Source organism: Plantactinospora mayteni, assembly GCF_016862935.1.
Classification (GTDB): Bacteria; Actinomycetota; Actinomycetes; order Mycobacteriales; family Micromonosporaceae; genus Plantactinospora; species Plantactinospora mayteni.
In genome coordinates this window covers 135464-159764 of the sequence record NZ_BONX01000035.1, presented here as the reverse complement: position 1 = coordinate 159764, position 24301 = coordinate 135464, and the positions used below count along the sequence as shown (strand labels likewise).

The window sequence follows — 24301 nt, the reverse complement described above, 5'->3', positions numbered from 1 at the left end:
AGCCCGGGCGCGGGCTGCCGGTCGCTGCGCTTGCTGGTGGTCAGGCTCCCGCGGCCGACTTGAGGTCGGCGGCGCGGTCCGTGTTCTCCCAGGTCAGGTCGGGCAGCTCACGGCCGAAGTGGCCGTACGCGGCGGTCTGCCGGTAGATCGGGCGGAGCAGGTGCAGGTCCCGGATGATCGCCGCCGGACGGAGGTCGAAGACCTCGCCGACCGCGTGCTCGATCCGGTCCACCGCTACGTTCTCGGTGCCGAAGGTCTCGATGAAGAGGCTCACCGGGTGCGCCTTGCCGATCGCGTACGCGACCTGGACCTCGCAGCGCTCGGCCAGCCCGGCGGCCACCACGTTCTTCGCCACCCAGCGGGTCGCGTACGCCGCCGAGCGGTCGACCTTGGACGGGTCCTTGCCGGAGAACGCCCCACCACCGTGCCGGGCGTACCCGCCGTAGGTGTCGACGATGATCTTGCGACCGGTCAGTCCGGCGTCGCCCATCGGGCCGCCGATCTCGAACCGGCCGGTCGGGTTGACCAGCAGCCGGTAGCCGTCGATGTCGAGGCCCAGCTCCTCCAGCTCCGGCGCGATGACGTGCTCGCGGATGTCCGGGGCGAGCAGCGACTCCAGCGAGATGTCGGCGGCGTGCTGGCTGGAGACCACGACCGTGTCGAGCCGGACCGGGCGCAGCCCGTCGTATTCGATGGTGACCTGGGTCTTGCCGTCCGGCCGCAGGTAGGGAATCGTGCCGTCCTTGCGGGTGGCGGAGAGCCGGCGGGCCAGCCGGTGCGCCAGGGCGATCGGCAGCGGCATCAGCTCGGGCGTCTCGGAGCAGGCGAAGCCGAACATCATGCCCTGGTCACCGGCGCCCTGGGCGTCCAGCGCGCTCTCCGACGAGCCGGAGCGCAGCTCGATGGCGCTGTCCACACCCTGGGCGATGTCCGGCGACTGCGAACCGATCGACACGCTGACACCGCAGGAGGCGCCGTCGAAGCCCTTCTTCGACGAGTCGTAGCCGATGCCGAGGATCGTCTCGCGGACGATCGCCGGGATGTCGGCGTACGCCTTCGTGGTCACCTCGCCCGCGACGTGCACCTGGCCGGTCGTGATGAGAGTTTCGACCGCGACCCGGCTACGCGGGTCCTGGTCCAGCAGCGCGTCGAGGATGCCGTCGCTGATCTGGTCAGCGATCTTGTCCGGGTGGCCTTCCGTGACCGACTCCGAGGTGAACAAGCGACGTACCACGGTGCTCCTAAAGATCTCGAATTCAGTTAACGCGGCAGTGTAGTCACGGCCGCCTGGTCCCCTGACCTTGCCCGGGTAAGCGTGCTACCCGGTCATGACAGGCCGGTTAAGCGCGTTACTACCAGATCCCAGACGCCGTCGGCGAGATCTTCCTTGGATTGCTCGGGAAACGCTGTCGTCGAACCGTCAGCGCCGAGTACGACGGCGGTGTTGCGGTCGGCACCGAAGACCTTGTCCGGCCCGACCTCGTTGACCACGATCAGGTCGGCGCGCTTGCGGGCCAGCTTGGCCCGGGCGTTCGTCTCGGCGTCGCTGGTCTCGGCCGCGAAGGCGACCAGCACCTGGTCCGGCCGTCGGCGCTCGCCCAGCTCGGCGGCGATGTCGGGGTTGGCGACCAGGTCGACGGTGAGCGTGCTGCCCCGGTCCGACTTCTTGATCTTGTCGGGGGCGTAGGTCGCCGGCCGGAAGTCGGCCGGTGCCGCCGCCATCACCACGGCGTCGGCCGTCTCGGCCGCCTCCAGGGTGGCCTTGCGCAGCTCCTCGGTGGTCGAGACCCGGACCACGTCCGCCCCGGCCGGGTCCGGCAGCGCCACGTTCGCGGCGACCACCGTCACCTGGGCGCCCCGGGCCACCGCCGTCCGGGCGAACGCGTAGCCCTGCTTGCCCGACGACCGGTTGCCGAGGAACCGCACCGGGTCCAGCGGCTCGCGGGTGCCACCGGCGGTGACCACCACCCGGCGGCCGACCAGGTCCCGGGGCTCGGCGACGCCGCGGGCGAGCACCCGGCGGGCCACCGCGAAGATCTCGGCCGGGTCGGGCAGCCGGCCCTTGCCGGTGTCGGCACCGGTCAGCCGGCCGCTCGCCGGCTCGATCACCAGGACACCGCGGCGGCGCAGCGTCGCGACGTTCTCCACCGTCGCCGGGTGCTCCCACATCTCGGTGTGCATCGCCGGAGCGAGCACCACCGGGCAGCGGGCGGTCAGCAGCGTGTTGGTGAGCAGGTCGTCGGCGAGGCCGTGCGCGGCCTTGGCCAGCAGGTCGGCCGTTGCCGGGGCGACGACCACCAGGTCGGCGGCCTGACCGAGGCGTACGTGCGGCACCTCGTGCACGTCGGCCCAGACCTCGTCGGCGACCGGCTGGCCGCTCAGCGCCGCCCAGGTCGGCGCGCCGACGAAGCGCAGCGCGGAGGCGGTGGGCACGACCCGGACCCGGTGCCCCGACTCGGTGAGGAGCCGGAGCAGCTCGCAGGTCTTGTAGGCGGCGATGCCACCGCCCACCCCGAGTACGACAGCGGTCATCGCCGACGCCCGGACGACCCTACGGCTGGTCGGTCGGCTCGGCGGTGAGCAGACCGGCGTTGATCTCCCGCATCGCGATCGAGAGCGGCTTCTCCTGCGGGGTGGTCTCCACCAGCGGGCCGACGTATTCCAGCAGGCCCTCGCCGAGCTGGCTGTAGTAGGCGTTCACCTGGCGGGCGCGCTTGGCGGCGAAAATCACCAGAGCGTACTTCGAGGTGGTCTTCTCGAGCAGCTCGTCGATCGGCGGGTTGGTGATGCCTTCGGGACTGGCGATGGATCCCACGGAGATAAACCTCGGTGTCTTCTCGACCGCCGGGCGCGGCGGTCAGGTCGGAGTTGGCGTCTGTAGTTGACCTCAGGTCTGTGCCCGACTCGAATCCGCGTCGACCGGGTCGGCAGCGCTCGGGGCGGTGGCCCGCGTCGGCACCTCAGGTCGGCGTCAGAAAGGACGAACCGAGCAAGCTTACCAGTTCATCCGCGGCGCGCCCGAGCACGTCGTTCACGACCGTGGCGTCGAATTCCCGACCGGCCGCCCGGGCGTCCAGCCGGGTCGGGGCGAGGAAGACCAGCCGCGCCTCCGGCATCGCCGCCCGCACCTGGCGGGCGCCGCGCAGGTCGATCGGGAGCAGCACCGGCTGGCCGGCCGACAACCGGATCCGCACCGGCTCGCGTGGCGTCCCGTACCGGTGGACGCCAATTTCCGACCACTCCAGCAACTGTCCGTCGTCGAGTAGTCGGCCGAATTCGACCGGGTCGACGAAGCGATAGTGCACCCCGTCGATCTCGTACCGCCGACGGGGCCGGGTGGTCACCGGGACCGAGAGCCACAACTCCGGCGATCGGGCCCGGACAAGTTCCGTCACGCTGTCCTTGCCGGCCCCGGAGGGACCGGCAAGGACCGTGAGACGAGCCGCTGGGCGGACATCGTCATGCGTACCCACTGCTTGTTTCTACACGGCGAGTGGAACTAGTTCGCCGAGAATTCCCCAAGCAGTGCCTTGCGCTGCTGCTCGCCGAGGCCACGGAGGCGACGGCTGTCGGCGATCTTGAGCTTCTCCATGATCTGGGTGGCCCGGATCTTGCCGATTCCCGGCATGGCCTGAAGTACGGCCGATACCTTCAGCTTGCCGACGACGTCGTCCGACTCCGCACGGTCGAGGACGGCGGCGAGGTTGGTCTTGCCCTGCTTGAGCTCTTCCTTGAGCTTCGCCCTGGCCTTGCGGATCTCCGCGGCCTTCTCCAGCGCGGCTGCGCGCTGTTCGGGGCTCAGTTGGGGGAGCGGCACCAGTTCTCCTCAGGTCCCTATCGCGACGGGCGGGACGCGCCGTCGCATCTGTGAAACGTGGTGTGCCTGGCAACCAAAGGGGTACGTGGTTCCCAGCGCGGGGAAAACTAGCGGCCAACGGAGCTTTCGGCAACGTGGGCACGCCATGATCATGTCAACGTAACCACGAGATCACTGACCGGCAGCGGTCAGCGCGGCCCGACAATCGGCCAGCGCCCGGTCCGCCGCGGCGCGCAACGCGGCGTGATCGGGGCCCGCGCCGAGCACCTCCCGGGAGTACGACGGAAGCACCGACGACAGCTCGTTCCCGAAGACCGTACGCAGGTCGTCGGCGCGTCCGCCCTGCGCGCCGAGGCCCGGAGCGAGCAGCGGACCGCCCACCCCGGAGAGGTCGTGTCCGGTCTCGCCGACGGTGGCGCCGACCACCAGCCCGAAGCTGCCGAGCGGCTCCGCACCCGCGTTGAGCTGCGAAATCTCTTCGATGATCGTTTGCGCGACGGTGCGCCCGTCCGCGCCGACGGCGCGCTGGACGCTGGCGCCCTCGGGGTTGGAGGTGAGCGCCAGCACGAAGACGCCGCCGCCGTGCTTGCGCGCCGTGTCGAACATCGGAGCGAGCGAGCCGACCCCCAGGAAGGGGCTCGCGGTGACCGCGTCGACATACATCGGGCTGGATGGATCGAGGTACGCGTCGGCGTACGCGGCGACCGTCGAGCCGATGTCGCCGCGCTTGACGTCAAGCAGAACGAGCGCTCCCGTGCCCCGCAACTGTCGGATAATTGACTCAAGTACGCCGACCCCGCGCGACCCGAACCGCTCGAAAAATGCCGACTGCGGCTTGACGACCGCGACCCGCTCGCCGAGCGCCTCGACCACGGTCTCACTGAACCGGGCCACCCCGTCGACGTCGTCGGACAGGCCCCACCGGGCCAGTAGCGCGGGATGGGGATCGATGCCGACGCAGAGCGGTCCGCGCTCCGCCATCGCCCGGTGCAACCGGCTGCCGAAGGTCTCCATTCGCCTCTCCTCTCCACCGACGCCACGACTCTCTGTCATGTCGCCGGCACCACCTGTCACGTCATCGATCCGCGCGTGCCCCGCCCGGCGTGCCGTCCGGCGGGTCCGCCGCACGGGGGGCCGGCGTCGGCTCTGCCGGACTCTCCCCGGGGACATCGGCGCGTCCGGTCAGCCGGCCGCCACGGCCGCGCCGATCGCCGTACAGATCCGGGCCAGGTCCTCGTCCCCGGTGACGTACGGCGGCATCGTGTAGACCAGGTCCCGGAACGGGCGCAGCCAGACCCCGTACGCCGCCGCGGCCTCGGTCGCCGCCGCCATCTTCACGTCATGGTCGAGCTGCACCACGCCGATCGCGCCCAGCACCCGGACGTCGGCCACCCCCGGGGCGCCCCGTAACGGCGCCAGACCGGCCGAGAGCCCGGCGGAGATCCTCGGCACGTCCGCCGCCCAGTTTCCGGCCTCCAGCAGCCCGATGGAGGCGTTTGCGACCGCACAGGCAAGCGGGTTCCCCATGAACGTCGGGCCGTGCGCCAGCACCCCGGTCGCGGAGATGCCCTCGGCGACCTCGGGAGTACAGAGCGTGGCGGCCAGGCTCAGGTAGCCGCCGGTGAGCGCCTTGCCCAGACACATCACGTCCGGGGTCACCCGAGCGTGCTCCGCCGCGAAGAGCGCGCCGGTCCGACCGAAGCCGGTGGCGATCTCGTCGAAGATCAGCACGATGTCGTACGTGGTGCAGAGGTCGCGGAGCAGCCGCAGGTAGTGCGGGTTGTGGAAGCGCATCCCACCGGCGCCCTGCACCACCGGTTCGACGATCACCGCGGCGAGTTCACCGGCATGCCGGTGCAGCGCGTCGGCGAGCGCGGTCGCGTACGCCTCGTCGACCGGGGCGGTGAAGCCGGGCGGGGGCAGGTCGGCGAAGACCTGCCGGGGCAGTACGCCGGTCCAGAGCGAGTGCATCCCGCCGACCGGGTCGCAGACGCTCATCGGATGGAAGGTGTCCCCGTGGTAGCCACCCCGCCAGGTGGCCAGCCGATGCCGCTCCGGGCGCCCCCGACCCCGCTGGTATTGCAGAGCCATCTTGACCGCCACCTCCACCCCGACCGAGCCGGAGTCGCAGAGGAAGACGTGTTCCAGCCCGGGCGGGGTGATCTCGACCAGGGTGCGGGCCAGCCGGACGGCGGGCTCGTGGGTCAGGCCGCCGAACATCACGTGACCCATCCGGCCGAGCTGGTCGGTGACGGCGGCGTCCAGCACCGGATGCCGGTACCCGTGGATCGCCGCCCACCACGACGACATGCCGTCCACGAGTTCCCGGCCGTCGGCCAGGCGCAGCCGGACCCCCTCGGCGCTCTCCACCACGTAGGGATCGGTGCTGGCCGGCATCGGGGCGTACGGGTGCCACACGTGTGCCCGGTCGGCCGCGACGATCTCCTCCGGGGTCACCAGCGCCGCTCCGATCCCGCTGTGGCGGGCTCCTTCGGGCTCACGGCCGGGCCGCCCGGGCCACCGCGCGGACCAGCCCCGGCCCGCCGTAGACGAAGCCGGTGTAGAGCTGCACCAGGCTGGCTCCGGCGTCCAGCAGCGCGCTGCCGTCCGCCGGGTCGAGGATGCCGCCCACCCCGACCACCGGCAGCGCGCCGCCGGTCTCGCGGTGCACGAAGGAGACCACCTCACGGGTACGCGCGGTCAGCGGTCGCCCGGAGAGTCCGCCCGCCTCACCGGCCCGGTGTGCCTCGGCCGGGGCGATCCCGTCCCGGCCCAGCGTGGTGTTGGTGGCGATCACCCCGGCGGCGCCCCGGTCCAGACAGACCGCCAGCAGCTCGGCGATGGCCGGCTCGGTCAGGTCCGGGGCGATCTTGACCAGGACCGGCTTCTCCCCCACCAGCGCGGTCAGCAGCGCGTCGAGGTGCCCCCGGTCCTGTAACGCCCGCAGCCCCGGCGTGTTCGGCGAGGAGACGTTGACCGCGAAGTAGTCGCCGTACGGCGCCAACGCCCGGTACGACGCCAGGTAGTCGCTCACGGCGTCGTCCAGCGGGGTGACCTTGGACTTGCCGAGCGAGATGCCGAGCGGCACCCCCAGCGGGCGGCGCAGCCCGGCCAGCCGAGCGGCCAGCGCCGCCGCACCGGCGTTGTTGAAGCCCATCCGGTTGATCACCGCCGCGCTCTCCGGCAGCCGGAACAGCCTCGGCCGGGGGTTGCCCGGCTGCGGCTGCGCGGTGACCGTACCCACCTCGACGAAACCGAAGCCCAGCGCCGGCCAGGCCGGCAGCGCGGCGCCGTCCTTGTCCATCCCGGCGGCCAGCCCGACCGGGTTGGGGAAGCTGACCCCGAAGACGGTACGCGGGGCGGAGACGGCGTACCGGGCCCGCAGCAGGGCCAGCGCGGCCGGACTGCGGGACAGCCCGGCCAGCCGGCGCAGCGTCCACTCGTGCGCGGTCTCGGCGTCCCCGCCGCCAAGCCGGAACAGCGCCGGCCGGACGATCCGGTCGAAGACCGCTCCCCCGCCCGCCGCGCCCCGGCCCGGCTCCGTCGTCGCCGTGCTCACTCGCCGGCCCGGAGCGCCGCGTGCAACTCCTGCAACGGCCGGACCGCCATGTCGCCCCGGATCAGCGCCTCGATCCCCATCACCGCCGCCGCCGCGCCGGGCACGGTGGTGATGCACGGGATGTCCGCGCCGACCGCCGCGCTGCGGATCTCGTACCCGTCGGAGCGGGCGCTCGCCCCCGACCCCTGCGGGGTGTTGATCACCAGGTCCACCTCGCCGGCCGCGATCAGTGAGACCGCGTCCGGCGAGTCGGCGCCCTCCTCGTAGTGCTTGCGGATCAGCTCGCAGGAGATGCCGTGCCGGCGCAGCACCTCACCGGTGCCGGTGGTGGCGACGATCTCGAACCCGAGGTCGGCGAGGCGCTTGACCGGGAAGATCATGCCGCGCTTGTCCCGGTTGGCCACCGAGACGAAGACCTTGCCCTTGACCGGCAGCGAGCCGTACGCCGCCGCCTGCGACTTGGCGAAGGCGTGCCCGAACGCGGTGTCGATGCCCATCACCTCGCCGGTGGACTTCATCTCCGGGCCGAGCAGCGAGTCGATGCCCTTGCCGGTCGGGGTACGGAACCGCTTGAACGGCAGCACCGCCTCCTTCACCGCCACCGGCGCGTCGGCCGGGGTGGTGGTGCCGTCGCCGCTCGGCGGGAGCAGCCGCTCGGCGCGCAGTTCGGCGATGCTGGCGCCGAGCATGATCCGGGCCGCCGCCTTGGCCAGCGGCACCGCCGTCGCCTTGGAGACGAACGGGACGGTACGCGACGCCCGGGGGTTCGCCTCCAGCACGTAGAGGGTGTCGTCCTTCAGCGCGTACTGGACGTTGAGCAGGCCGCGTACCCCGATGCCCCGGGCGATCTCCACGGTGTAGTGGCGTACCGCCGCCAGGTGCGAGCTGGCCAGGGTGATCGGCGGCAGGGCGCAGGACGAGTCGCCGGAGTGGATCCCGGCCTCCTCGATGTGCTCCATCACCCCGCCGACGTAGACCTCGCCGTCGGCGTCGCAGAGCGCGTCCACGTCGATCTCGATCGCGTCGTCGAGGAAGCGGTCCACCAACACCGGATGGTCCGGCGAGATGTCGGTGGCCCGGGCGATGTACCCGCGCAGCGTGTCGTCGTCGTAGACGATCTCCATGCCCCGCCCGCCGAGCACGTACGACGGCCGGACCAGTACCGGATAGCCGATCTCGGCCGCGATGCCCTGCGCCTCCTCGAAGGAGGTGGCGGTGCCGTGCGCCGGGGAGCGCAGCCCGGCCCGGTCCAGCAGCGCGCCGAACGCGCCCCGCTCCTCGGCCAGGTGGATCGACTCCGGACTGGTACCGACGATCGGCACCCCGGCGTCCTTGAGCCGCTGCGCCAGGCCCAGCGGGGTCTGGCCACCGAGCTGCACGACCACCCCGACCACGCCCGGCCCGCCGGCCGCCCGACCGGAGCTGTCCTCGGCGTGCCAGACCTCCAGCACGTCCTCGAAGGTCAGCGGCTCGAAATAGAGCCGGTCGGCGGTGTCGTAGTCGGTGGAGACGGTCTCCGGGTTGCAGTTGACCATCACGGTCTCGTAGCCGGCGCCTTCGGCGCCGGAACCGGACGGAGCGGCTGAGCCCAGCGGCGCGCTCCGCAGCGCCTGTACCGCGTGCACGCAGGAGTAGTCGAACTCGATGCCCTGGCCGATCCGGTTCGGCCCCGACCCGAGGATCAGCACCTTCGGCCGGTCCGACGGGCTCACCTCGGTCTCTTCGTCGTAACTGCTGTAGTGGTAGGGCGTACCGGCGGCGAACTCGGCGGCGCAGGTGTCCACGGTCTTGTAGACCGGGCGTACCCCGAGCCGGTGCCGGAGCGTCCGTACCCCGTCCTCGGCGGCCAACTCCGGGCGGAGCGCCGCGAGCTGCCGGTCGGAGACGCCGGCCCGCTTGGCCCGGCGCAACAGCTCCTCGTCGAGTACGGCCGCACCGACGATCTCGGCGCGCAGCTCGACCAGCCCGGCGATCTGGTCCAGGAACCACGGGTCGATCCCGCCGGACGCCTCCGACACCTGGCCCACCGAGGCACCGAGCCGAAGTGCCCGCTCGACGCTGTAGAGCCGCCCGTCGTGCGGCATACCCAGCGCGGCGAGGGTGCCCTCCAGGGTGGCGCCCTTCGGGTCGGGGAGGGTCCAGAAGCCACCCTCCTTGGTCTCCATCGAGCGCATCGCCTTGTTCAGCGCCTCGGGGAAGTTCCGGCCCAGGCTCATTGCCTCGCCGACCGACTTCATCGTGGTGGTGAGTTCGCGGTCGGCGGCCGGGAACTTCTCGAAGGCGAACCGGGGGATCTTCACCACCACGTAGTCGAGGGTCGGCTCGAAGGCGGCGGGGGTCTTCAGGGTGATGTCGTTCGGGATCTCGTCCAGGGTGTAGCCGACGGCCAGCTTCGCGGCGATCTTGGCGATCGGGAACCCGGTCGCCTTGGAGGCCAGCGCGGAGGAGCGGGAGACCCGGGGGTTCATCTCGATCACGACCAGCCGGCCGTCCCGCGGGTTGACCGCGAACTGGATGTTGCAGCCGCCGGTGTCCACCCCGACCTCGCGGAGCACCGCGATGCCGAGGTCGCGCAGCCGCTGGTATTCCCGATCGGTCAGGGTCATCGCCGGTGCGACGGTGACGCTGTCCCCGGTGTGCACGCCCATCGGGTCGACGTTCTCGATCGAGCAGACCACCACGACGTTGTCGTGCCGGTCCCGCATCAGTTCGAGCTCGTACTCCTTCCAGCCGAGCACGCTCTCCTCGATGAGTACCTCGTGCACCGGGCTGGCCGACAGCCCCGCCCCGGCGATCCGCTCCAGGTCCTCGTCGGTGTGCGCCATCCCGGAACCGAGGCCGCCCATCGTGAACGACGGCCGGATCACCACCGGCAGGCCCAGCTCGCCGACGGTCGACCGGACCTCGTCCATCGAGTGGCAGACCCGGCTGCGCGGGGTCTCGCCACCGGCCTTGGCGACGATCTCCTTGAAGAGCTGCCGGTCCTCGCCGCGCCGGATCGCGTCGATGTCGGCGCCGATCAGCTCGACGCCGTACTTGGCCAGCACACCGGACTCGTGCAGCGCCACGGCGGTGTTCAGCGCGGTCTGGCCGCCCAGGGTGGGCAGCAGCGCGTCCGGCCGCTCCTTGGCGATGACCAGCTCGACGAACTCCGGGGTGATCGGCTCGACGTACGTGGCGTCGGCGAACTCCGGGTCGGTCATGATGGTCGCCGGGTTGGAATTGACCAGGCTGACCCGCAGCCCCTCGGCGCGCAGCACCCTGCACGCCTGGGTACCGGAGTAGTCGAACTCGCAGGCCTGGCCGATCACGATCGGCCCCGAGCCGATCACCAGTACGTGCTTGAGATCTGTCCGCCTGGGCATCAGGAGCCCTTCTTCTCGATGAGCTCGGCGAAGCGGTCGAAGAGGTAGTCCGCGTCGTGCGGGCCGGCCGCCGCCTCCGGGTGGTACTGCACGGTGAACGCCGGTACGTCCTTCGCCCGCAGCCCCTCGACCACGTTGTCGTTCAGGCAGACGTGGCTCACCTCGACGCCACCGAAATCGGTGTCGATCACCTGGTTGAGCGGGGCGTCGACCGCGAACCCGTGATTGTGGCTGGTCACCTCGACCTTGCCGGTGGACTGGTCCAGCACCGGCTGGTTGATGCCCCGGTGGCCGTACCCCAGTTTGTAGGTGCCGAAGCCGAGCGCCCGGCCGAGGATCTGGCTGCCGAAGCAGATCCCGAAGAGCGGAATCTGCCGGCGCATCACCTCGCGGGCCAGCCCGGCCGGATGGTCGGCGGTGGCGGGGTCGCCCGGACCCGGTGAGAAGAAGACCGCGTCGGCGCCGGTGGCCAGCAGGTCGTCGATGGTCGACGAGGCCGGCAGCACGTGCGTGGTGACCCCGCGTGCGGCGAGCCGGCGCGGCACGTTCCGCTTGATCCCCAGGTCGAGCGCGGCCACCGTGAACCGGTGCTCCCCCTCGGCCGTGACGACGTACGGCTGCGCCGTGGTCACCTCGGCGGAGAGGTCCGCTCCCGCCATCTTCGGTGCCTCGTGCACCCGGGCCAGCAGCTCCTTCGGGTCCTCGGTCAGGCTCGACACCCCGACCCGCATCGCGCCGCGCTCCCGCAGGTGCCGGGTCAGCGCCCGGGTGTCCACCCCGGCGATCCCGACCACACCCTCGGTGGCCAGCCGGTCCTCCAGGGCGCCGGTGGCCCGCCAGTTCGAGCCGATCCGGGCCGGGTCCCGGACGACGTACCCGGCCACCCAGATCCGCCCCGACTCGTCGTCCTCGGGGTTCACTCCGGTGTTGCCGATGTGCGGCGCGGTCTGCACCACCACCTGGCGGTGGTACGACGGGTCGGTCAGGGTCTCCTGGTAGCCGGTCATCCCGGTGTTGAAGACCGCCTCGCCGAAGGTCTCCCCCACACTGCCGTACGCCTCACCACGGAAGGTCCGGCCGTCCTCCAGGACCAGGATCGCCGGCCGCCGCCGGTTCACTTCACGGCCTTTCCGTCCAGCACCGTCGGCTCGCCGCGCAGGAAGGTCGCGACGATCCGGCCGGGCAGGGTGAGCCCGGCGTACGGGGTGTTGCGGCTGCGGCTGGCCTGCTCGCTCGGGTCGACGGTACGGCGGGCGGCCGGATCCACCAGGGTCAGGTTGGCTGGTACCCCGGGTGCCGGGTTCCGGCCGTGCTCGACCAGTCCGGCGATCCGGGCCGGGGTCCGGGACATCCGCTCGGCGATCAGGTCCCACCGTTCACCGAGTACGTCGAGCAGCACCGAAAGCGCCGTCTCCAGCCCGAGCATGCCCGGCCGGGCGTACGCCCACTCGCACTCCTTGTCCTCCAGCGCGTGCGGGGCGTGGTCGGTGGCGACGATGTCGATGATCCCCTCGACCAGCGCCTCGCGCAGCGCGCTCACGTCGGCACTGGTCCGCAGCGGCGGGTTCACCTTGAACACCGGGTCGTAGCTGGCGGCCCGCTCGTCGGTGAGCAGCAGATGGTGCGGGGTCACCTCGGCGGTGACCCGTACCCCGCGCTTCTTGGCGTGCCGGAGCACCTCCACGCTGCCGGCGGTGGAGAGGTGGCAGACGTGCAGCCGGCTGCCGACATGCTCGGCCAGGAGCACGTCCCGGGCGATGATCGCCTCCTCGGCCACCGCCGGCCAGCCGGTCAGGCCGAGCCGGGTGGAAACCTCGCCCTCGTGCATCTGGGCGCCCTCGGTCAGCCGGGGCTCCTCGGCGTGCTGCGCGATCACCCCGTCGAACGCCTTGACGTACTCCAGGGCCCGGCGCATCAGCTTGGGGTCGGCCACGCAGTGCCCGTCGTCGGAGAAGATCCGCACCCGGGCCGCGGAGTCGGCCATCGCGCCCAGCTCGGCCAGGCGCTCGCCGGCCAGCCCGACGGTGACGGCGCCGATCGGCTGCACGTCGACCAGCCCGGCCTCGCGGCCGAGCCGCCACACCTGCTCGACCACGCCGGCCGTGTCGGCGACCGGCGAGGTGTTGGCCATCGCGCAGACGGCGGTGTAGCCCCCCAGCGCCGCCGCCCGCGAGCCGGACTCGACCGTCTCGGCGTCCTCCCGGCCCGGCTCCCGCAGGTGCGTGTGCAGGTCGACCAGGCCGGGCAGCGCGACCAGCCCGTCCCCGTCGACCACCCGCGCCCCCCGGGCGGCCAGGTCCCGGCCGACCTCGGCGACCACGCCACCGGCGAGCAGCAGGTCGGTCGGCGCGGCGCCGACCACCCGCACTCCCCGGATCAGGTACGCCGGCTTCGCGGCGCCCGGGTCACCTCCGGCGGTGTACTCGGTCATCAGTGCATTCCCCCCAGCAGCAGGTACAGGACGGCCATCCGGACGGAGACGCCGTTGGCGACCTGTTCGACGATCGTGGAGCGGGGCGAGTCGGCCACCTCGGGCGCGATCTCCATCCCGCGGTTCATCGGACCCGGGTGCATCACGATGGCGTGGTCCGGCAGCCGGGCCATCCGGGGCCCGTCGAGTCCGTAGCGCCGGGCGTACTCCCGGGCGGACGGGAAGTAGGAGTCGGCCATCCGCTCCCGCTGCACCCGCAGCATCATCACCACGTCCGAGGTGGGCAGCACCGCGTCGAGGTCGTACGACACCTCGGTGCCGGGCGCGAGTGCCGCGCCGATGTCGACCGGGATCAGCGTCGGCGGGCCGACCAGGGTCACCTTGGCACCCAGGGTGGCCAGCAGCAGCACGTTGGAGCGGGCGACCCGGCTGTGCAGCACGTCCCCGACCACCGCGACCGACAGCCCGGCGATCCGCCCCAGCCGGGCCCGCATCGTGTACGCGTCCAGCAGCGCCTGGGTCGGGTGCTCGTGGGTGCCGTCCCCGGCGTTGAGCACCGAGCCCTCGACCCAGTTGGCGAGCCGGTGCGGGGCACCGGAGGCGGGGTGCCGGATCACCACCGCGTCGGCCCCCATCGCCTGGAGGGTCAGCGCGGTGTCCTTCAGGCTCTCGCCCTTCGAGACGCTGGAGCCCTTGGCGGAAAAGTTGATCACGTCGGCGGAGAGCCGCTTCGCCGCCGCCTCGAAGGAGATCCGGGTCCGGGTGGAGTCCTCGTAGAAGAGGTTCACCACGGTACGGCCGCGCAGCGCGGGCAGCTTCTTCACCTCGCGGCCGGCCACGGTCGCCATCTCGGCGGCGGTGTCCAGGATCAGCGTGGCGGTGGCCGCGTCGAGATCCGCCCCGGAAAGCAGGTGCTTGAGCACTATGCCGCCCCTCCGATCAGCTTGACCTCGTCGGTGCCGTCGGTCTCGGCGAGCGTCACCTTCACGCTCTCGGCGAGCGCCGTCGGGATGTTCTTCCCCACGTAGTCGGCCCGGATCGGCAACTCCCGGTGGCCGCGGTCGACCAGTACGGCGAGCTGCACCGAACTGGGCCGGCCGAGGTCGCTGAGCGCGTCGAGGGCGGCCCGGACGGTCCGGCCGGAGAAGAGGACGTCGTCGACCAGGATCACCCGTTTGCCGTCGATCCCCTCCGGGGGGACCTGGGTCGGGCCGATCGCACGTACCGCGTGCCGGCGGAGATCGTCACGATAGAGAGTGATATCGAGCACACCCACCGGTACGGCGATGCCCTCGAAGGCGTTGATCCGGGCCGCCAGCCGGCGGGCCAGCGGAGCGCCTCGGGTGGGGACACCGAGCAGCACGGTACCGGCCGCGCCCTGGGTCTTCTCCAGGATCTGGTGTGCGATTCGGTCCACCACCCGGGCCAGTTCGGCGCTGGTCAGGATGACCTTCACGGACGGTGGTGAGACCGGCTGCGGCTGAGCAGCCTGCGGGTACGCCACGGCGGACCCCCTTCCCCGCCTCACGGGACGGGTCGTTAAAGGACGTCGGATTCCGGCGCTTGCCTGAAGCGGCCCGGGCCGGGGCTCTCGTCACGTTACCACTGGCCACAGGGCCGGGCTTGGCGGGTGGCTGACCCCCGGATCAGCGAGTCGAAACCGCCCGGCTGAACACGATCTTTGTAATAGGTAGGTAACTAGCACTTGACCACGTGTCGTTATCCCCGTACCGTCACGCTCCGTAGCGATCGCTGGGGAGATCCCCGACCAGCACTGGGAGTGCCGAATGCCCTCTGAATACGCCAAGTCGTTGGGCGCGCGCCTGCGCTCTATCCGTCAGCAGCAAGGTTTGTCCTTGCAGGGGGTGGAGGAGAAGTCAAACGGACGGTGGAAAGCCGTCGTGGTCGGCTCGTACGAGCGGGGCGACCGGGCGGTGACGGTGTCCCGTCTCGCCGAACTCGCGGACTTCTACCGGGTGCCCGTCTCGGAGCTGCTGCCGGACGGCAGTGGCGTCCGTCACGAGCCGACGAGCAAGATCGTGCTCGACCTCGAGCGGCTGTACGACGAAGCCTCCGAGGATCTCGCCTACGTCGCCCGCTATGCCCGAGCCATCCAGCAGCAGCGCGGTGACTACAACGGACGGGTGCTGTCGATTCGCGCGGACGACCTACGGGCGCTCGCGATCGTCTACGACTCCTCGCCCTCCGGGCTGATCGAGCGGCTCACCGAGCACGGTGTGCTCGTCGCCGACCCCCGGGCGCTCTTCGCGTCCTGATCCCCCCGACTCGCGGGGTCCGTGCCACCAGGCACGGGCCCCGCGAGCCGTTTCCGCCGTAGTCCGGCGCAGAGACATCGTCCGGCCAGCCCGAACCGGACCGCCGGGCGAAGAAAGCCGGCAAATACCTCAGCGGGTCGCGTACTCGGCGATCCGGCCGAGGATGCCGTTGAGGAACCGGGGCGAGTCGTCGGTCGACATCTGCCGGGCCAGTTCGACCGCCTCACTGATCGCCACCGCGTCGTCGATCTCGTGGATGTAGAGCAGCTCGTAGATGGCGATCCGGGCGAGGTTACGGTCGACCACCGGCATCCGGTCCAGCGTCCAGCCCTCGGCATAGCTGTCGATCAGCTCGTCGATCCGGGCCTGGTGCTCCGCCACGCCCTCGATCAGGCCCACCGCATAGCCCAGGTGCTCCGGGCGCGGCTGTTCCAGGCGTTGGAGATAGCCGGCCAGCACCTCGGGGACGGGCCGGTCCCGCAGGTCCGCCTCGTAGAGGACGTCCAGGGCCCGCTTGCGTGCCTTGCGGCGGGCCGGCATCTGCTGCTTGGGGCCCTCCGCCATCAGGCTCGGCCGAGATAGCGGCCGTCGCGGGTGTCGACCTTGATCTTCTCGCCGGTGGTGATGAAGAGCGGCACCTGGACGGTGGCACCGGTCTCGACCGTCGCCGGCTTGTTGCCACCGGTGGACCGGTCGCCCTGGAGGCCGGGCTCGGTGTAGGTGATCTCCAGCACGACGCTGGTCGGCAACTCGACGTAGAGCGGCACGCCCTCGTGGGTGGCGACGATCGCCTCCGCCTCGGGCAGCAGGTAGTTGGCCGCTTCGCCCACCGTGCCGCCGGGCACCGGAATCTGGTCGTACGTCTCCAGGTCCATGAAGACGTAGTCCTCGCCGTCGATGTAGAGGTATTGCATGGTGCGCTTGTCGACGGTGGCCGTGTCGACCTTGGTACCCGCGTTGAACGTCTTGTCGACCACCTTGCCGGACAGCACGTTCTTCAGCGTGGTGCGCACGAAGGCACCGCCCTTGCCGGGCTTGACGTGCTGGAACTCCACGACGGCCCACAGCTCGCCGTCGAGGTTGAGAACCAGCCCGTTCTTCAGGTCGTTGGTGGTGGCCATTTCCTGCCTTGATCTATAATTCGGGCGCACGGACCCGGCAAGTCTACTAGGGGCGTCCAGTTGATCAGGACCAGCCCGTTTCGGCGAGGTGGGGCGGTCGATCAGCCTCGGGCGGACCGGTCCCGCAGCCCGGCCAGGTGCAGCAGAGCCAGCCGGTAACCGTCGACCCCGAGGCCGCAGATCACCCCGGTAGCGACGGCCGAGACCACGGAGTGGTGCCGGAACTCCTCCCGGGCGTGGATGTTGGAGATGTGCACCTCGACCAGCGGGCCGCGCAGCATGGCGCAGGCGTCCCGGACCGCGTAGGAGTAGTGCGACCAGGCGGCCGGGTTGAGTACCACCCCCGCCTCCTCGTCGGCCGCCTGGTGCAGCCAGCCGATCAACTCCGCCTCGGCGTCGGTCTGCCGGACCTCCACGTCCAGCCCCAGTTCCTTGCCGGTGGCCTGGCAGTTCGCCACCAGGTCGGCGTAGCTGGTGGCGCCGTACACCTCGGGCTGCCGGATGCCGAGCCGGCCCAGGTTGGGGCCGTTGAGCACGTACACCCTCATGCCGCCACCTCGGCGTACGCGTCGAACAGCACCTCGTCGTCCGGACCGTCCAGGATTCCGGTCTCGGCCAGTCCGTCCAGCACCACGAACCGCAGCCGGTTGCCCCGGGCCTTCTTGTCCACCCGCATCGCGGCCAGCAGCTCCGGCCAGGCGTCCGCCCGGTAGCTCGTCGGCAGCCCGAGCGTGGTCAGCACCGTCCGGTGCCGGGCCGCGGTCGGCTCGTCCAGCCGGCCGGCCCGGCGGGCCAGTCCGGCGGCGTAGACCAGGCCGACGGAGATCGCGTGCCCGTGCCGCCAGCGGTAGCCCTCGACCTTCTCGATCGCGTGCCCGAGGGTGTGTCCGTAGTTGAGGATCTCCCGCCGGCCCGCCTCGCGCAGGTCGCCGGAGACCACCTCCGCCTTCACCCGGATCGCCCGCTCGACCAGTTCCCGGACCACCGCCCCGGTCGGATCAACGGCGGCCGCCGGATCGGACTCGACCAGGTCGAGGATGGCCGGGTCGGCGATGAAGCCGCACTTCACCACCTCGGCCAGCCCGGCGGTCAGGTCGACCGCCGGCAGCGAGTCCAGCATCGCCAGGTCGCAGAGCACCCCGGCCGGCGGGTGGAACGCACCGACCAGGTTCTTGCCGGCGGCGGTGTTCACCCCGGTCTTGCCACCCACCGCCGCGTCGACCATGCCGAGCAGCGAGGTCGAGACCGGCACCCAACGGACGCCGCGCAACCAGCAGGCGGCGACGAAGCCGGCCAGGTCGGTCACGGCGCCACCGCCCACCCCGACCACCGCATCGGTACGGGTGAAGCCCGCCGCACCCAGCCGCGCCCAGCAGTCGGCCGCCACCTCGATGTCCTTGCCGGCCTCGGCGTCCGGCACCGGCACGGTCAGCGGGGTGATCCCGGCGGCGCGGAGCCGCTCGGCCAGCTCGTCGGCGTGCGCCTTCAGCGGCGGGGCGTGCAGTACGGCGGCGCGCTCGGCACCGGCCAGCAGCGGCGGCAGCGCGGCCAGCAGGTCCCGGCCGACGAGGACGTCGTACGGCCGGTCACCGCCGACCGGAATGCGGGTCAGCTCGTCCATCGAGCTAGAGCCTAGAGGATGGGGTCCGCCGGGGGCGGTGGTCGGCGGGCGGCGTACTCGGCGAGCGTGCCGGCGTATTCGGTGACGGCGGTACGCAGCTCGGCCGGGCGGAGCACGGTGAACGGCCAGCCCAGCCCGGCGAGGAGCTGGGCCATCCCGGTCAGGTCCTCGGCCCGGCCCCGCAGCAGGATGCCGTCGGAGGTGGCGGTCAGCTCGGCGACGCTGGGCGGTACCCGGCGCCGGGCCTGTTCGAGGTCGGTCTCCAACAGCACCTCGACCTCCCAGCGGTAGGCCACCCCGGCCAGCGACCGGGTGACCTGCCCGACCGGATCGAACCCGGCCGGCACGGCGAAACTCTCGGTACCGGTCTCGACCGAGGCGATCCGGTCGAGCCGGAAGGTACGGATGTCGTCACGCCGGTGGTCGTGGCCGGTGACATACCAGCGGCCGGCGTGGAAGACCAGCCCGTACGGGTCGAGGTCGCGTACCGACGGCTCGCCGCGCCAGGAGCGGTAGCCGATGGTGACCCGGTGCCGGGAGTGGGTCGCCGCGCCCAGCGCGAGCAGGATCGCGGTGGCCGGCCGGGGCACGTCGGCGCGCCGTCGCAGGCTGAACCCGAGGCTCTGGGTCACCGCGTCGAGCCGGTCGGCGAGCGGCCCGGGGAGTACCCGACGGATCTTCGCCTGGGCGAGCCCGGTGGCCGGCGCGGCGGTACCCAGCCCGAGCTGTTCGGCGGCGACCAGCCCGAGCAGTACGGCCACCGCCTCGTCGTCGGTGAGCATCAGCGGCGGCAGCCGGTAGCCGGGCTGGAGTCGGTAGCCGCCGTACCGGCCCCGGGCGGCGGTCACCGGGATGCCGAGGTCGACCAGGGTCTCGGCGTACCGCCGGACGGTCCGCTCGTCGACGCCGAGCCGGGCGGCCAGTTCGGCACCGGTCAGCCGGTGGGAACTCTGCAACAGCTCCAGCATCCCGAGCACCCGGGCGGCCGGATGTGGCACGGGTCACGCTCCTGATCCGGGCGGAAGTCGCCCGGATTCGACTCTACCGTCGACGCCGGATCGCCCGACAGAAGGAGCAGACAGATGGCCACGTTCGTCCTCGTCCCCGGTTTCTGGCTCGGCGCCTGGGCCTGGCGGGAGGTGTCCGAGGGGCTGCGCGCGGCCGGGCACCGGGCGTACCCGTTGACCCTGACCGGGGTGGCCGACCGGGCCCACCTGGCCGACCCCGACGTGGGCCTGGAGACCCACACCACCGACATCGTCCGGCTGGTCGAGGCGGAGGATCTGCACGACGTCGTACTGGTCGGGCACTCCGGCGGCGGGATGCCGGTCCAGCAGGCGGCGGACCGACTCCCCGACCGGTTCGCCCGGGTGGTCTACCTCGACAGCGGACCGCTGCCGACGGGTACGGCGCAGTTCGACACCCACCCGCCGGAGGAGCAGGAGCGGCTCCGGGCGCTGATCGGCGCCGGACACCTGCTGCCGCCGCCGGACTGGGATCGGGCCGCCGACCCGGTCAACCTGGCCGGGCTGGACGACGAGATGCTGGACCTGCTCCGCGACCGCACCACCGGCCAGCCGCTGCGCGCCGCCACCGACCCGGTACGACTGCCGCACGGCGGCGCGGTGCCGACCGCGCTGATCGCCTGCACCTTCCCGGTCGAGACGGTGCGGCAGATGATCGCGCAGGGGCACCCGTTCTTCGCCGGGCTGACCGGTGCCGACCTCTACGGCCTGCCGACCGGGCACTGGCCGATGTTCAGCGAACCGAAGCGCCTCACCGAGCTGCTGGACCGGATCGGCCGAGCGGTTCCGACCCCGACCAGCACCGGATAGCCGTCGGCGGCTTGGGCGTCCCCGCCGGGCACGGGTGGCCGGCGGGTGTCCGCCGGGGAGGGCAAGGTGTCCGGCGGGGAGACTGTCGAGCTGCCCCGCTTGTGCCCCCACCACGCCATCCGGCACCCGTCGCGCCATCCGGCACCCGGCACGGTCACCGCGCTACCGGTGGAGCTGCCGACCGCCGTCCCGACACCGGGGTTCCGCGCCCCGTTCGTGCACCCAGCTCGACAGTCTTCGCACCGACTACCTTCCCGGCTGCCGGTCGCCGGCCAGCTCGGCCAGGATCTCGTCGGCCACCTGTTCCGGGGTCCGCCCGTCGGTGACCACGGTCCAGGTGGCCACCTCGGCATAGAGCGGGCGCCGCTGGTCGAGCAGATGCTTCAGGGTGGCCCGGGGGTTGATCGCGAGCAGCGGCCGACCGGTGCCGAGGCCGACCCGCTTGACCGCGTCCGACAGCTCGACCGAGAGGTAGACGACCCGGTGCCCGGCCAGGGCGGCCCGGTTCTCCTCGGCGAGGATCGCGCCGCCGCCGAGCGCCAGCACCCCGTCGAAGGAGGCCAGCGCGGTCGCCACCGCGGCCCGTTCCAGGGTACGGAAGTGTTCCTCGCCGTCGTCGACGAAGATCTCCGGGATCGGCTTGCCGGCCGTCGCCTCGATGTCGCTGTCGGTGTCGCGGAAGTCGACCCCGAGCCCCTTGGCGACCAGCAGCCCGGTGCTGGTCTTGCCGGCGCCCATCACGCCGACCAGCACACAGACCGGCGCCATCAGTGGATCACCAGGTTGTCCAGGTAGCCGGCGAGGTTGCGGCGGACCTCGGCAACCGAGTCCCCGCCGAACTTCTCCAACGCCGCCTCGGCCAGTACCAGCGCGACCATGGTCTCGGCGACGATCGCGGCGGCCGGTACGGCGCAGACGTCGGAGCGCTGGTTGATCGCGGTCGCCGGCTCGCCGGTCGCCACGTCCACCGTGGACAGTGCTCGGTTGAGCGAGGAGATCGGCTTCATCGCGGCGCGTACCCGCAGTGGCTCGCCGGTGGTGATCCCGCCCTCCAGGCCACCGGCCCGGTCGGTGACCCGGCGTACCCCGGTGGCGGTGGGGACGATCTCGTCGTGCGCCACCGAGCCCCGGGACCGGGCCTGCTGCCAGGCGTCGCCGATCTCCACACCCTTGATCGCCTGGATGGACATCAGCGCGGCGGCGAGCCGGGCGTCGAGCTTGCGGTCCCACTGCACGTGACTGCCCAGCCCTGGTGGCACGTTGTAGGCGAGCACCTCGACGATCCCGCCGAGGGTGTCGGCGTCGGACTTGGCGGCGTCCACCTCGGCGACCATCCGGGCACTCGCCTCCGGGTCGAGGCAGCGCAGCGGGTCGGCGTCGATCCGCTCGGCGTCCTCCGGCCGGGGCTGGAGCCCGGGCTTGGCGGCCACCGAGCCGAGTTCCACCACGTGCGAGACGATCTCGATGCCGAGCGCCTGCCGGAGCAGGGCCCGGGCGACGGTGCCGACCGCGACCCGGGCCGCGGTCTCCCGGGCGCTGGCCCGCTCCAGGATCGGCCGGGCGTCGGTGTGGCCGTATTTCTGCATGCCGGCCAGGTCGGCGTGCCCGGGACGGGGGCGGGTCAGCGGTGCGTTGCGGGCCTGGCCGGCCAGCAGCTCCGGGTCGACCGGGTCGGCCGCCATCACCGTCTGCCACTTCGGCCACTCGGAGTTACCCACCCGGATCGCCACCGGACTACCCAGGGTCAGTCCGTGCCGGAGACCGCCGACGATCTCGACCTCGTCCCGCTCGAAGGACATCCGGGCACCCCGGCCGTAGCCGAGTCGGCGGCGGCCCAACTGGCGGACGATCTCCTCGCTGGTCACCTCGACCCCGGCCGGCAACCCTTCCAGCACCGCAACCAGGGCGGGACCATGGGACTCTCCCGCCGTCAACCAGCGCAACACGACCAACCCTCTCCTCGTCGCGACCGGGCCGGCCGCCCGCCGGTCAAGTCTGGCACGGGCCGGGTGTGCTGCCGCGCACCGCCCGTGCCGTCCCGCTCTACGGACGGGCAGCGTCCGGCAGCTCTGACGGCTGGCCGGCACGCTCCTGGTCGGCGGCACGCTCCTGCCTACGGACGGGCAGCGGCCGGCGGATCGGACGGCTGGTCGGCACGCTCCTGGTCGACGGCACGCTCCTGCCTACGGACGGGCAGCGGCCGGCGGCTCTGACGGCTGGTCGGCACGCTCGTGGTCGGTGGCACGCTCGTGGTCGGCGAGCAGGTCGGCGAGCCGGTGCAGTTGGCCGGCGGCCCGCTCGATGTCCCGCCGGGCCGGCTCGTCGAGCCGATGCAGCGCGTCGAGCAGCAGGTCACGCCGGTGCGCGACGTACTCGCCGATCCGCAGGTGCGCGGCCGGGGTGAGCCGGAGCCGGACGATCCGCCGGTTGTGCGGATCCCGGGTGCGCTCCAGCAGGCCGGCTCCGGCGAGGTCGCCGACCAGCGTGCTGACCGTGTTGGCGGCGGTGTGCAGCCGCTCCGCCGCCTCCTTGACGCTGATCTCCGGACAGCGTTCGACCAGCCGCAGCACCTCCACCTGGGCGTCGGGCAGCGGTGGACGGCCGACCCGCCGGCTGGTCGAGCGGCGCAGCACCCGGTGCAGGTCGGCCACGGCGCTGCCGAGCGCCTCCGCCGCACCAGCCGTCGCGTCGGCCGTCGCGTCGTCGGTCATCCTCGCCCCTCACCGTCTCGTCCGGCACCGTCGTGCTCGTCCGGCACCCACCCTCGTGGTCCGGCGCCGTTTCGTCCGCCGTGCCGTCGTCGCCGGGACCTGTCGGTGGCCCGGCGTCGGCTACCTCACATCGCAATAGCTCTGCCTACAGAGCTAAGGTGTCGGTGTCCAGCCCAAGACTAGGGGGACCACCGTGGGCAGAGCGCGCTCCGCAGCGCCGCCGGGCCGCGCCTCGGGAGTCGGACAACTGCTGCTGCTCGGTACCCTGACCGCGGTCGGTCCACTGTCCCTGGACATGTACCTGCCGGCGTTCCCCGAGATGACCGGCGACCTCCGCGCCACTCCGGCACAGGTGCAGCTCTCCCTCACCACCTTCCTGTTCGGCCTCGCCCTCGGCCAGCTCGTCACCGGGCCGCTCAGCGACCGGTGGGGACGCCGCCGGCCGGTACTGGTCGGCGTCGCCGCGTACACGGTGACCAGTCTGCTCTGCGCGTTCGCACCGTCGGCCGAGGCGCTGGCCGCGCTCCGACTGCTCCAGGGAGTGGCCAGCGGTACCGGCGTGGTCGTCGCCCGGGCCATCGTCCGGGACCTGCACTCCGGGGTGGCGGCGGCGAAGTACTTCTCCCGGCTGATCCTGATCTTCGGGGTCGCCCCGGCCATTGCGCCGGCCCTCGGCAACCTGGTACTCCGGTTCGGCTCCTGGCGGGCCGTCTTCGTCGCGCTGTCGGCGATCGGGCTGCTGGTGCTCGCCGCCGTCGTCTGGCGGCTGCCGGAGACGCTCCCGCCGCAACGGCGGCACACCGGTGGACCAGCCGCTACCGCCCGGGTGATGTGGGGACTGCTCACCGACCGGATCTACCTCGGCTACGTACTCACCCAGGGGCTGGCCTTCGCCGCGCTCTTCGCGTACATCTCCGGGTCCTCGTTCCTGATCCAGGACGTCTTCGCGCTCTCCGCCGGCTGGTTCACCCTGGTCTTCGCGGTGAACGCCGTCGGGATGACCGCAATCGGCCAACTCAACGCCCGGCTGCTCGACCGGTACGGCACCCGCCGACTGCTCGGCACCGCCCTGCTCGCCAGCCTGCTGGCCGGCGCCGCCCTGCTCGGCGGGGCGGCCACGGAGAACGTCCCGACCGTCCTGGTCGCGCTCTTCGTCTTCGTCTCGTGCGTCGGGATGACCCTGCCGAACGGGCTGGCCCTGGCCCTGGATCGGCATCCCGGGCACGCCGGCAGCGCCGCCGCGCTGCTCGGCGCGCTCCAGCTCTCCATCGCCGCCGCCGTGGCACCGCTGGCCGGGCTCGGCCCGGACGACAGCGCGCTGCCGATGGCCGTACTGGTGCTCGGCAGCACCGCCCTCTCCGCGCTGGTGGTCTTCACCATCGCCCGGGGACGGGAACCGGCCGAGCCGGCGGCGGACCGACCGAGGCGCCTGAGCCGGTGGAAGACCGAGCGCTCGGGTACGTCCGCCGGTCCCGCCCCGGCAGAACGCACCTGAAGCACCCCGCTGCCCGGGTCCTGAAGCACCCCGTGCCCGGGTCCCTGAAGCACCCCGCTGCCCGGGTCGT

General features: G+C 72.1%; 24 protein-coding genes. 3 read left to right on the top strand and 21 right to left on the bottom strand.

What is annotated here, in order from left to right; translation table 11 throughout:
* Positions 1–40: 40 nt before the first annotated feature.
* From metK to pyrR, 13 genes are all read right to left on the bottom strand, one after another.
* A complete protein-coding gene (metK, locus tag Pma05_RS25315) occupies positions 41–1234 on the bottom strand; it encodes a methionine adenosyltransferase (RefSeq protein ID WP_203859962.1) in 1194 nt (397 codons plus the stop codon).
* A 92-nt stretch (positions 1235–1326) separates the two neighbouring features.
* On the bottom strand, positions 1327–2532 hold the full coding sequence (gene coaBC, locus Pma05_RS25310) for a bifunctional phosphopantothenoylcysteine decarboxylase/phosphopantothenate--cysteine ligase CoaBC (RefSeq protein ID WP_203859961.1): 1206 nt from the start codon (positions 2530–2532) through the stop codon (positions 1327–1329).
* Positions 2533–2551: 19 nt separating this feature from the next.
* Positions 2552–2815, bottom strand: a complete 264-nt coding sequence (gene rpoZ, locus Pma05_RS25305) for a DNA-directed RNA polymerase subunit omega (protein WP_101366725.1) — start codon at positions 2813–2815, stop codon at positions 2552–2554.
* Positions 2816–2960: 145 nt separating this feature from the next.
* Positions 2961–3473 carry a nucleoside/nucleotide kinase family protein gene (locus Pma05_RS25300; RefSeq protein WP_203859960.1) on the bottom strand — a complete coding sequence of 171 codons (513 nt, stop codon included), beginning with the start codon at positions 3471–3473 and terminating at the stop codon, positions 2961–2963.
* 26 nt (positions 3474–3499) lie between these two features.
* Positions 3500–3817, bottom strand: a complete 318-nt coding sequence (mihF, locus tag Pma05_RS25295) for an integration host factor, actinobacterial type (protein WP_101366727.1) — start codon at positions 3815–3817, stop codon at positions 3500–3502.
* 171 nt (positions 3818–3988) lie between these two features.
* Complete coding sequence (pyrF, locus tag Pma05_RS25290; protein ID WP_203859959.1) at positions 3989–4831, bottom strand: orotidine-5'-phosphate decarboxylase; 843 nt, start codon at positions 4829–4831, stop codon at positions 3989–3991.
* 168 nt (positions 4832–4999) lie between these two features.
* Entirely contained in the window at positions 5000–6274 is a 1275-nt protein-coding gene (locus Pma05_RS25285) for an adenosylmethionine--8-amino-7-oxononanoate transaminase (RefSeq protein WP_203859958.1), read from the bottom strand.
* A 40-nt stretch (positions 6275–6314) separates the two neighbouring features.
* The gene (locus tag Pma05_RS25280; protein ID WP_203859957.1) at positions 6315–7376 is read right to left on the bottom strand and encodes a quinone-dependent dihydroorotate dehydrogenase; all 1062 of its coding nucleotides are present in this window, start codon (positions 7374–7376) and stop codon (positions 6315–6317) included.
* A complete protein-coding gene (carB, locus tag Pma05_RS25275) occupies positions 7373–10741 on the bottom strand; it encodes a carbamoyl-phosphate synthase large subunit (RefSeq protein WP_203859956.1) in 3369 nt (1122 codons plus the stop codon). Before carB ends, Pma05_RS25280 begins: the two co-directional genes overlap by 4 nt.
* Positions 10741–11859 carry a glutamine-hydrolyzing carbamoyl-phosphate synthase small subunit gene (carA, locus tag Pma05_RS25270; protein ID WP_203859955.1) on the bottom strand — a complete coding sequence of 373 codons (1119 nt, stop codon included), beginning with the start codon at positions 11857–11859 and terminating at the stop codon, positions 10741–10743. The genes carB and carA overlap by 1 nt, the downstream gene beginning before the upstream one ends.
* The gene (locus Pma05_RS25265) at positions 11856–13172 is read right to left on the bottom strand and encodes a dihydroorotase (protein ID WP_203859954.1); all 1317 of its coding nucleotides are present in this window, start codon (positions 13170–13172) and stop codon (positions 11856–11858) included. The genes carA and Pma05_RS25265 overlap by 4 nt, the downstream gene beginning before the upstream one ends.
* A complete protein-coding gene (locus Pma05_RS25260) occupies positions 13172–14095 on the bottom strand; it encodes an aspartate carbamoyltransferase catalytic subunit (protein ID WP_203859953.1) in 924 nt (307 codons plus the stop codon). Before Pma05_RS25260 ends, Pma05_RS25265 begins: the two co-directional genes overlap by 1 nt.
* Positions 14095–14676, bottom strand: a complete 582-nt coding sequence (gene pyrR / locus Pma05_RS25255; protein WP_275414746.1) for a bifunctional pyr operon transcriptional regulator/uracil phosphoribosyltransferase PyrR — start codon at positions 14674–14676, stop codon at positions 14095–14097. Before pyrR ends, Pma05_RS25260 begins: the two co-directional genes overlap by 1 nt.
* Positions 14677–14959: 283 nt before the next feature.
* Here pyrR and bldD point away from each other — a divergent pair, with 283 nt between their 5' ends.
* Positions 14960–15448, top strand: coding sequence for a transcriptional regulator BldD (bldD, locus tag Pma05_RS25250; RefSeq protein ID WP_203859952.1), 489 nt, complete (start codon positions 14960–14962; stop codon positions 15446–15448).
* Positions 15449–15577: 129 nt separating this feature from the next.
* Here bldD and nusB read toward each other — a convergent pair whose 3' ends face one another.
* The 5 genes from nusB to Pma05_RS25225 all read right to left on the bottom strand — a co-directional run bounded on the left by nusB (position 15578) and on the right by Pma05_RS25225 (position 19188).
* On the bottom strand, positions 15578–15988 hold the full coding sequence (gene nusB, locus Pma05_RS25245; RefSeq protein WP_203860053.1) for a transcription antitermination factor NusB: 411 nt from the start codon (positions 15986–15988) through the stop codon (positions 15578–15580).
* 23 nt (positions 15989–16011) lie between these two features.
* Positions 16012–16569, bottom strand: a complete 558-nt coding sequence (gene efp, locus Pma05_RS25240; RefSeq protein ID WP_203859951.1) for an elongation factor P — start codon at positions 16567–16569, stop codon at positions 16012–16014.
* 101 nt (positions 16570–16670) lie between these two features.
* Positions 16671–17117 carry a type II 3-dehydroquinate dehydratase gene (gene aroQ, locus Pma05_RS25235; RefSeq protein ID WP_203859950.1) on the bottom strand — a complete coding sequence of 149 codons (447 nt, stop codon included), beginning with the start codon at positions 17115–17117 and terminating at the stop codon, positions 16671–16673.
* The gene (gene aroB, locus Pma05_RS25230) at positions 17114–18190 is read right to left on the bottom strand and encodes a 3-dehydroquinate synthase (RefSeq protein ID WP_203859949.1); all 1077 of its coding nucleotides are present in this window, start codon (positions 18188–18190) and stop codon (positions 17114–17116) included. The genes aroQ and aroB overlap by 4 nt, the downstream gene beginning before the upstream one ends.
* Before the next feature lie 11 nt (positions 18191–18201).
* The gene (locus Pma05_RS25225; protein ID WP_203859948.1) at positions 18202–19188 is read right to left on the bottom strand and encodes a helix-turn-helix transcriptional regulator; all 987 of its coding nucleotides are present in this window, start codon (positions 19186–19188) and stop codon (positions 18202–18204) included.
* Positions 19189–19272: 84 nt separating this feature from the next.
* Here Pma05_RS25225 and Pma05_RS25220 point away from each other — a divergent pair, with 84 nt between their 5' ends.
* On the top strand, positions 19273–20025 hold the full coding sequence (locus Pma05_RS25220) for an alpha/beta fold hydrolase (RefSeq protein WP_203859947.1): 753 nt from the start codon (positions 19273–19275) through the stop codon (positions 20023–20025).
* 246 nt (positions 20026–20271) lie between these two features.
* On the opposite strand, the gene Pma05_RS25215 is transcribed toward Pma05_RS25220, so the two are convergent.
* The 3 genes from Pma05_RS25215 to Pma05_RS25205 form a co-directional block, all read right to left on the bottom strand.
* Entirely contained in the window at positions 20272–20793 is a 522-nt protein-coding gene (locus Pma05_RS25215) for a shikimate kinase (protein WP_203859946.1), read from the bottom strand.
* Positions 20793–21971 carry a chorismate synthase gene (gene aroC / locus Pma05_RS25210; protein WP_203859945.1) on the bottom strand — a complete coding sequence of 393 codons (1179 nt, stop codon included), beginning with the start codon at positions 21969–21971 and terminating at the stop codon, positions 20793–20795. Before aroC ends, Pma05_RS25215 begins: the two co-directional genes overlap by 1 nt.
* Positions 21972–22208: 237 nt before the next feature.
* Positions 22209–22736: a MarR family winged helix-turn-helix transcriptional regulator gene (locus Pma05_RS25205; protein WP_203859944.1), complete on the bottom strand. Its 528-nt coding sequence runs from the start codon at positions 22734–22736 to the stop codon at positions 22209–22211.
* 193 nt (positions 22737–22929) lie between these two features.
* On the opposite strand from Pma05_RS25205, the gene Pma05_RS25200 reads away from it, so the two are divergent.
* Positions 22930–24231 carry a multidrug effflux MFS transporter gene (locus tag Pma05_RS25200; protein WP_203859943.1) on the top strand — a complete coding sequence of 434 codons (1302 nt, stop codon included), beginning with the start codon at positions 22930–22932 and terminating at the stop codon, positions 24229–24231.
* Positions 24232–24301: the final 70 nt, after the last annotated feature.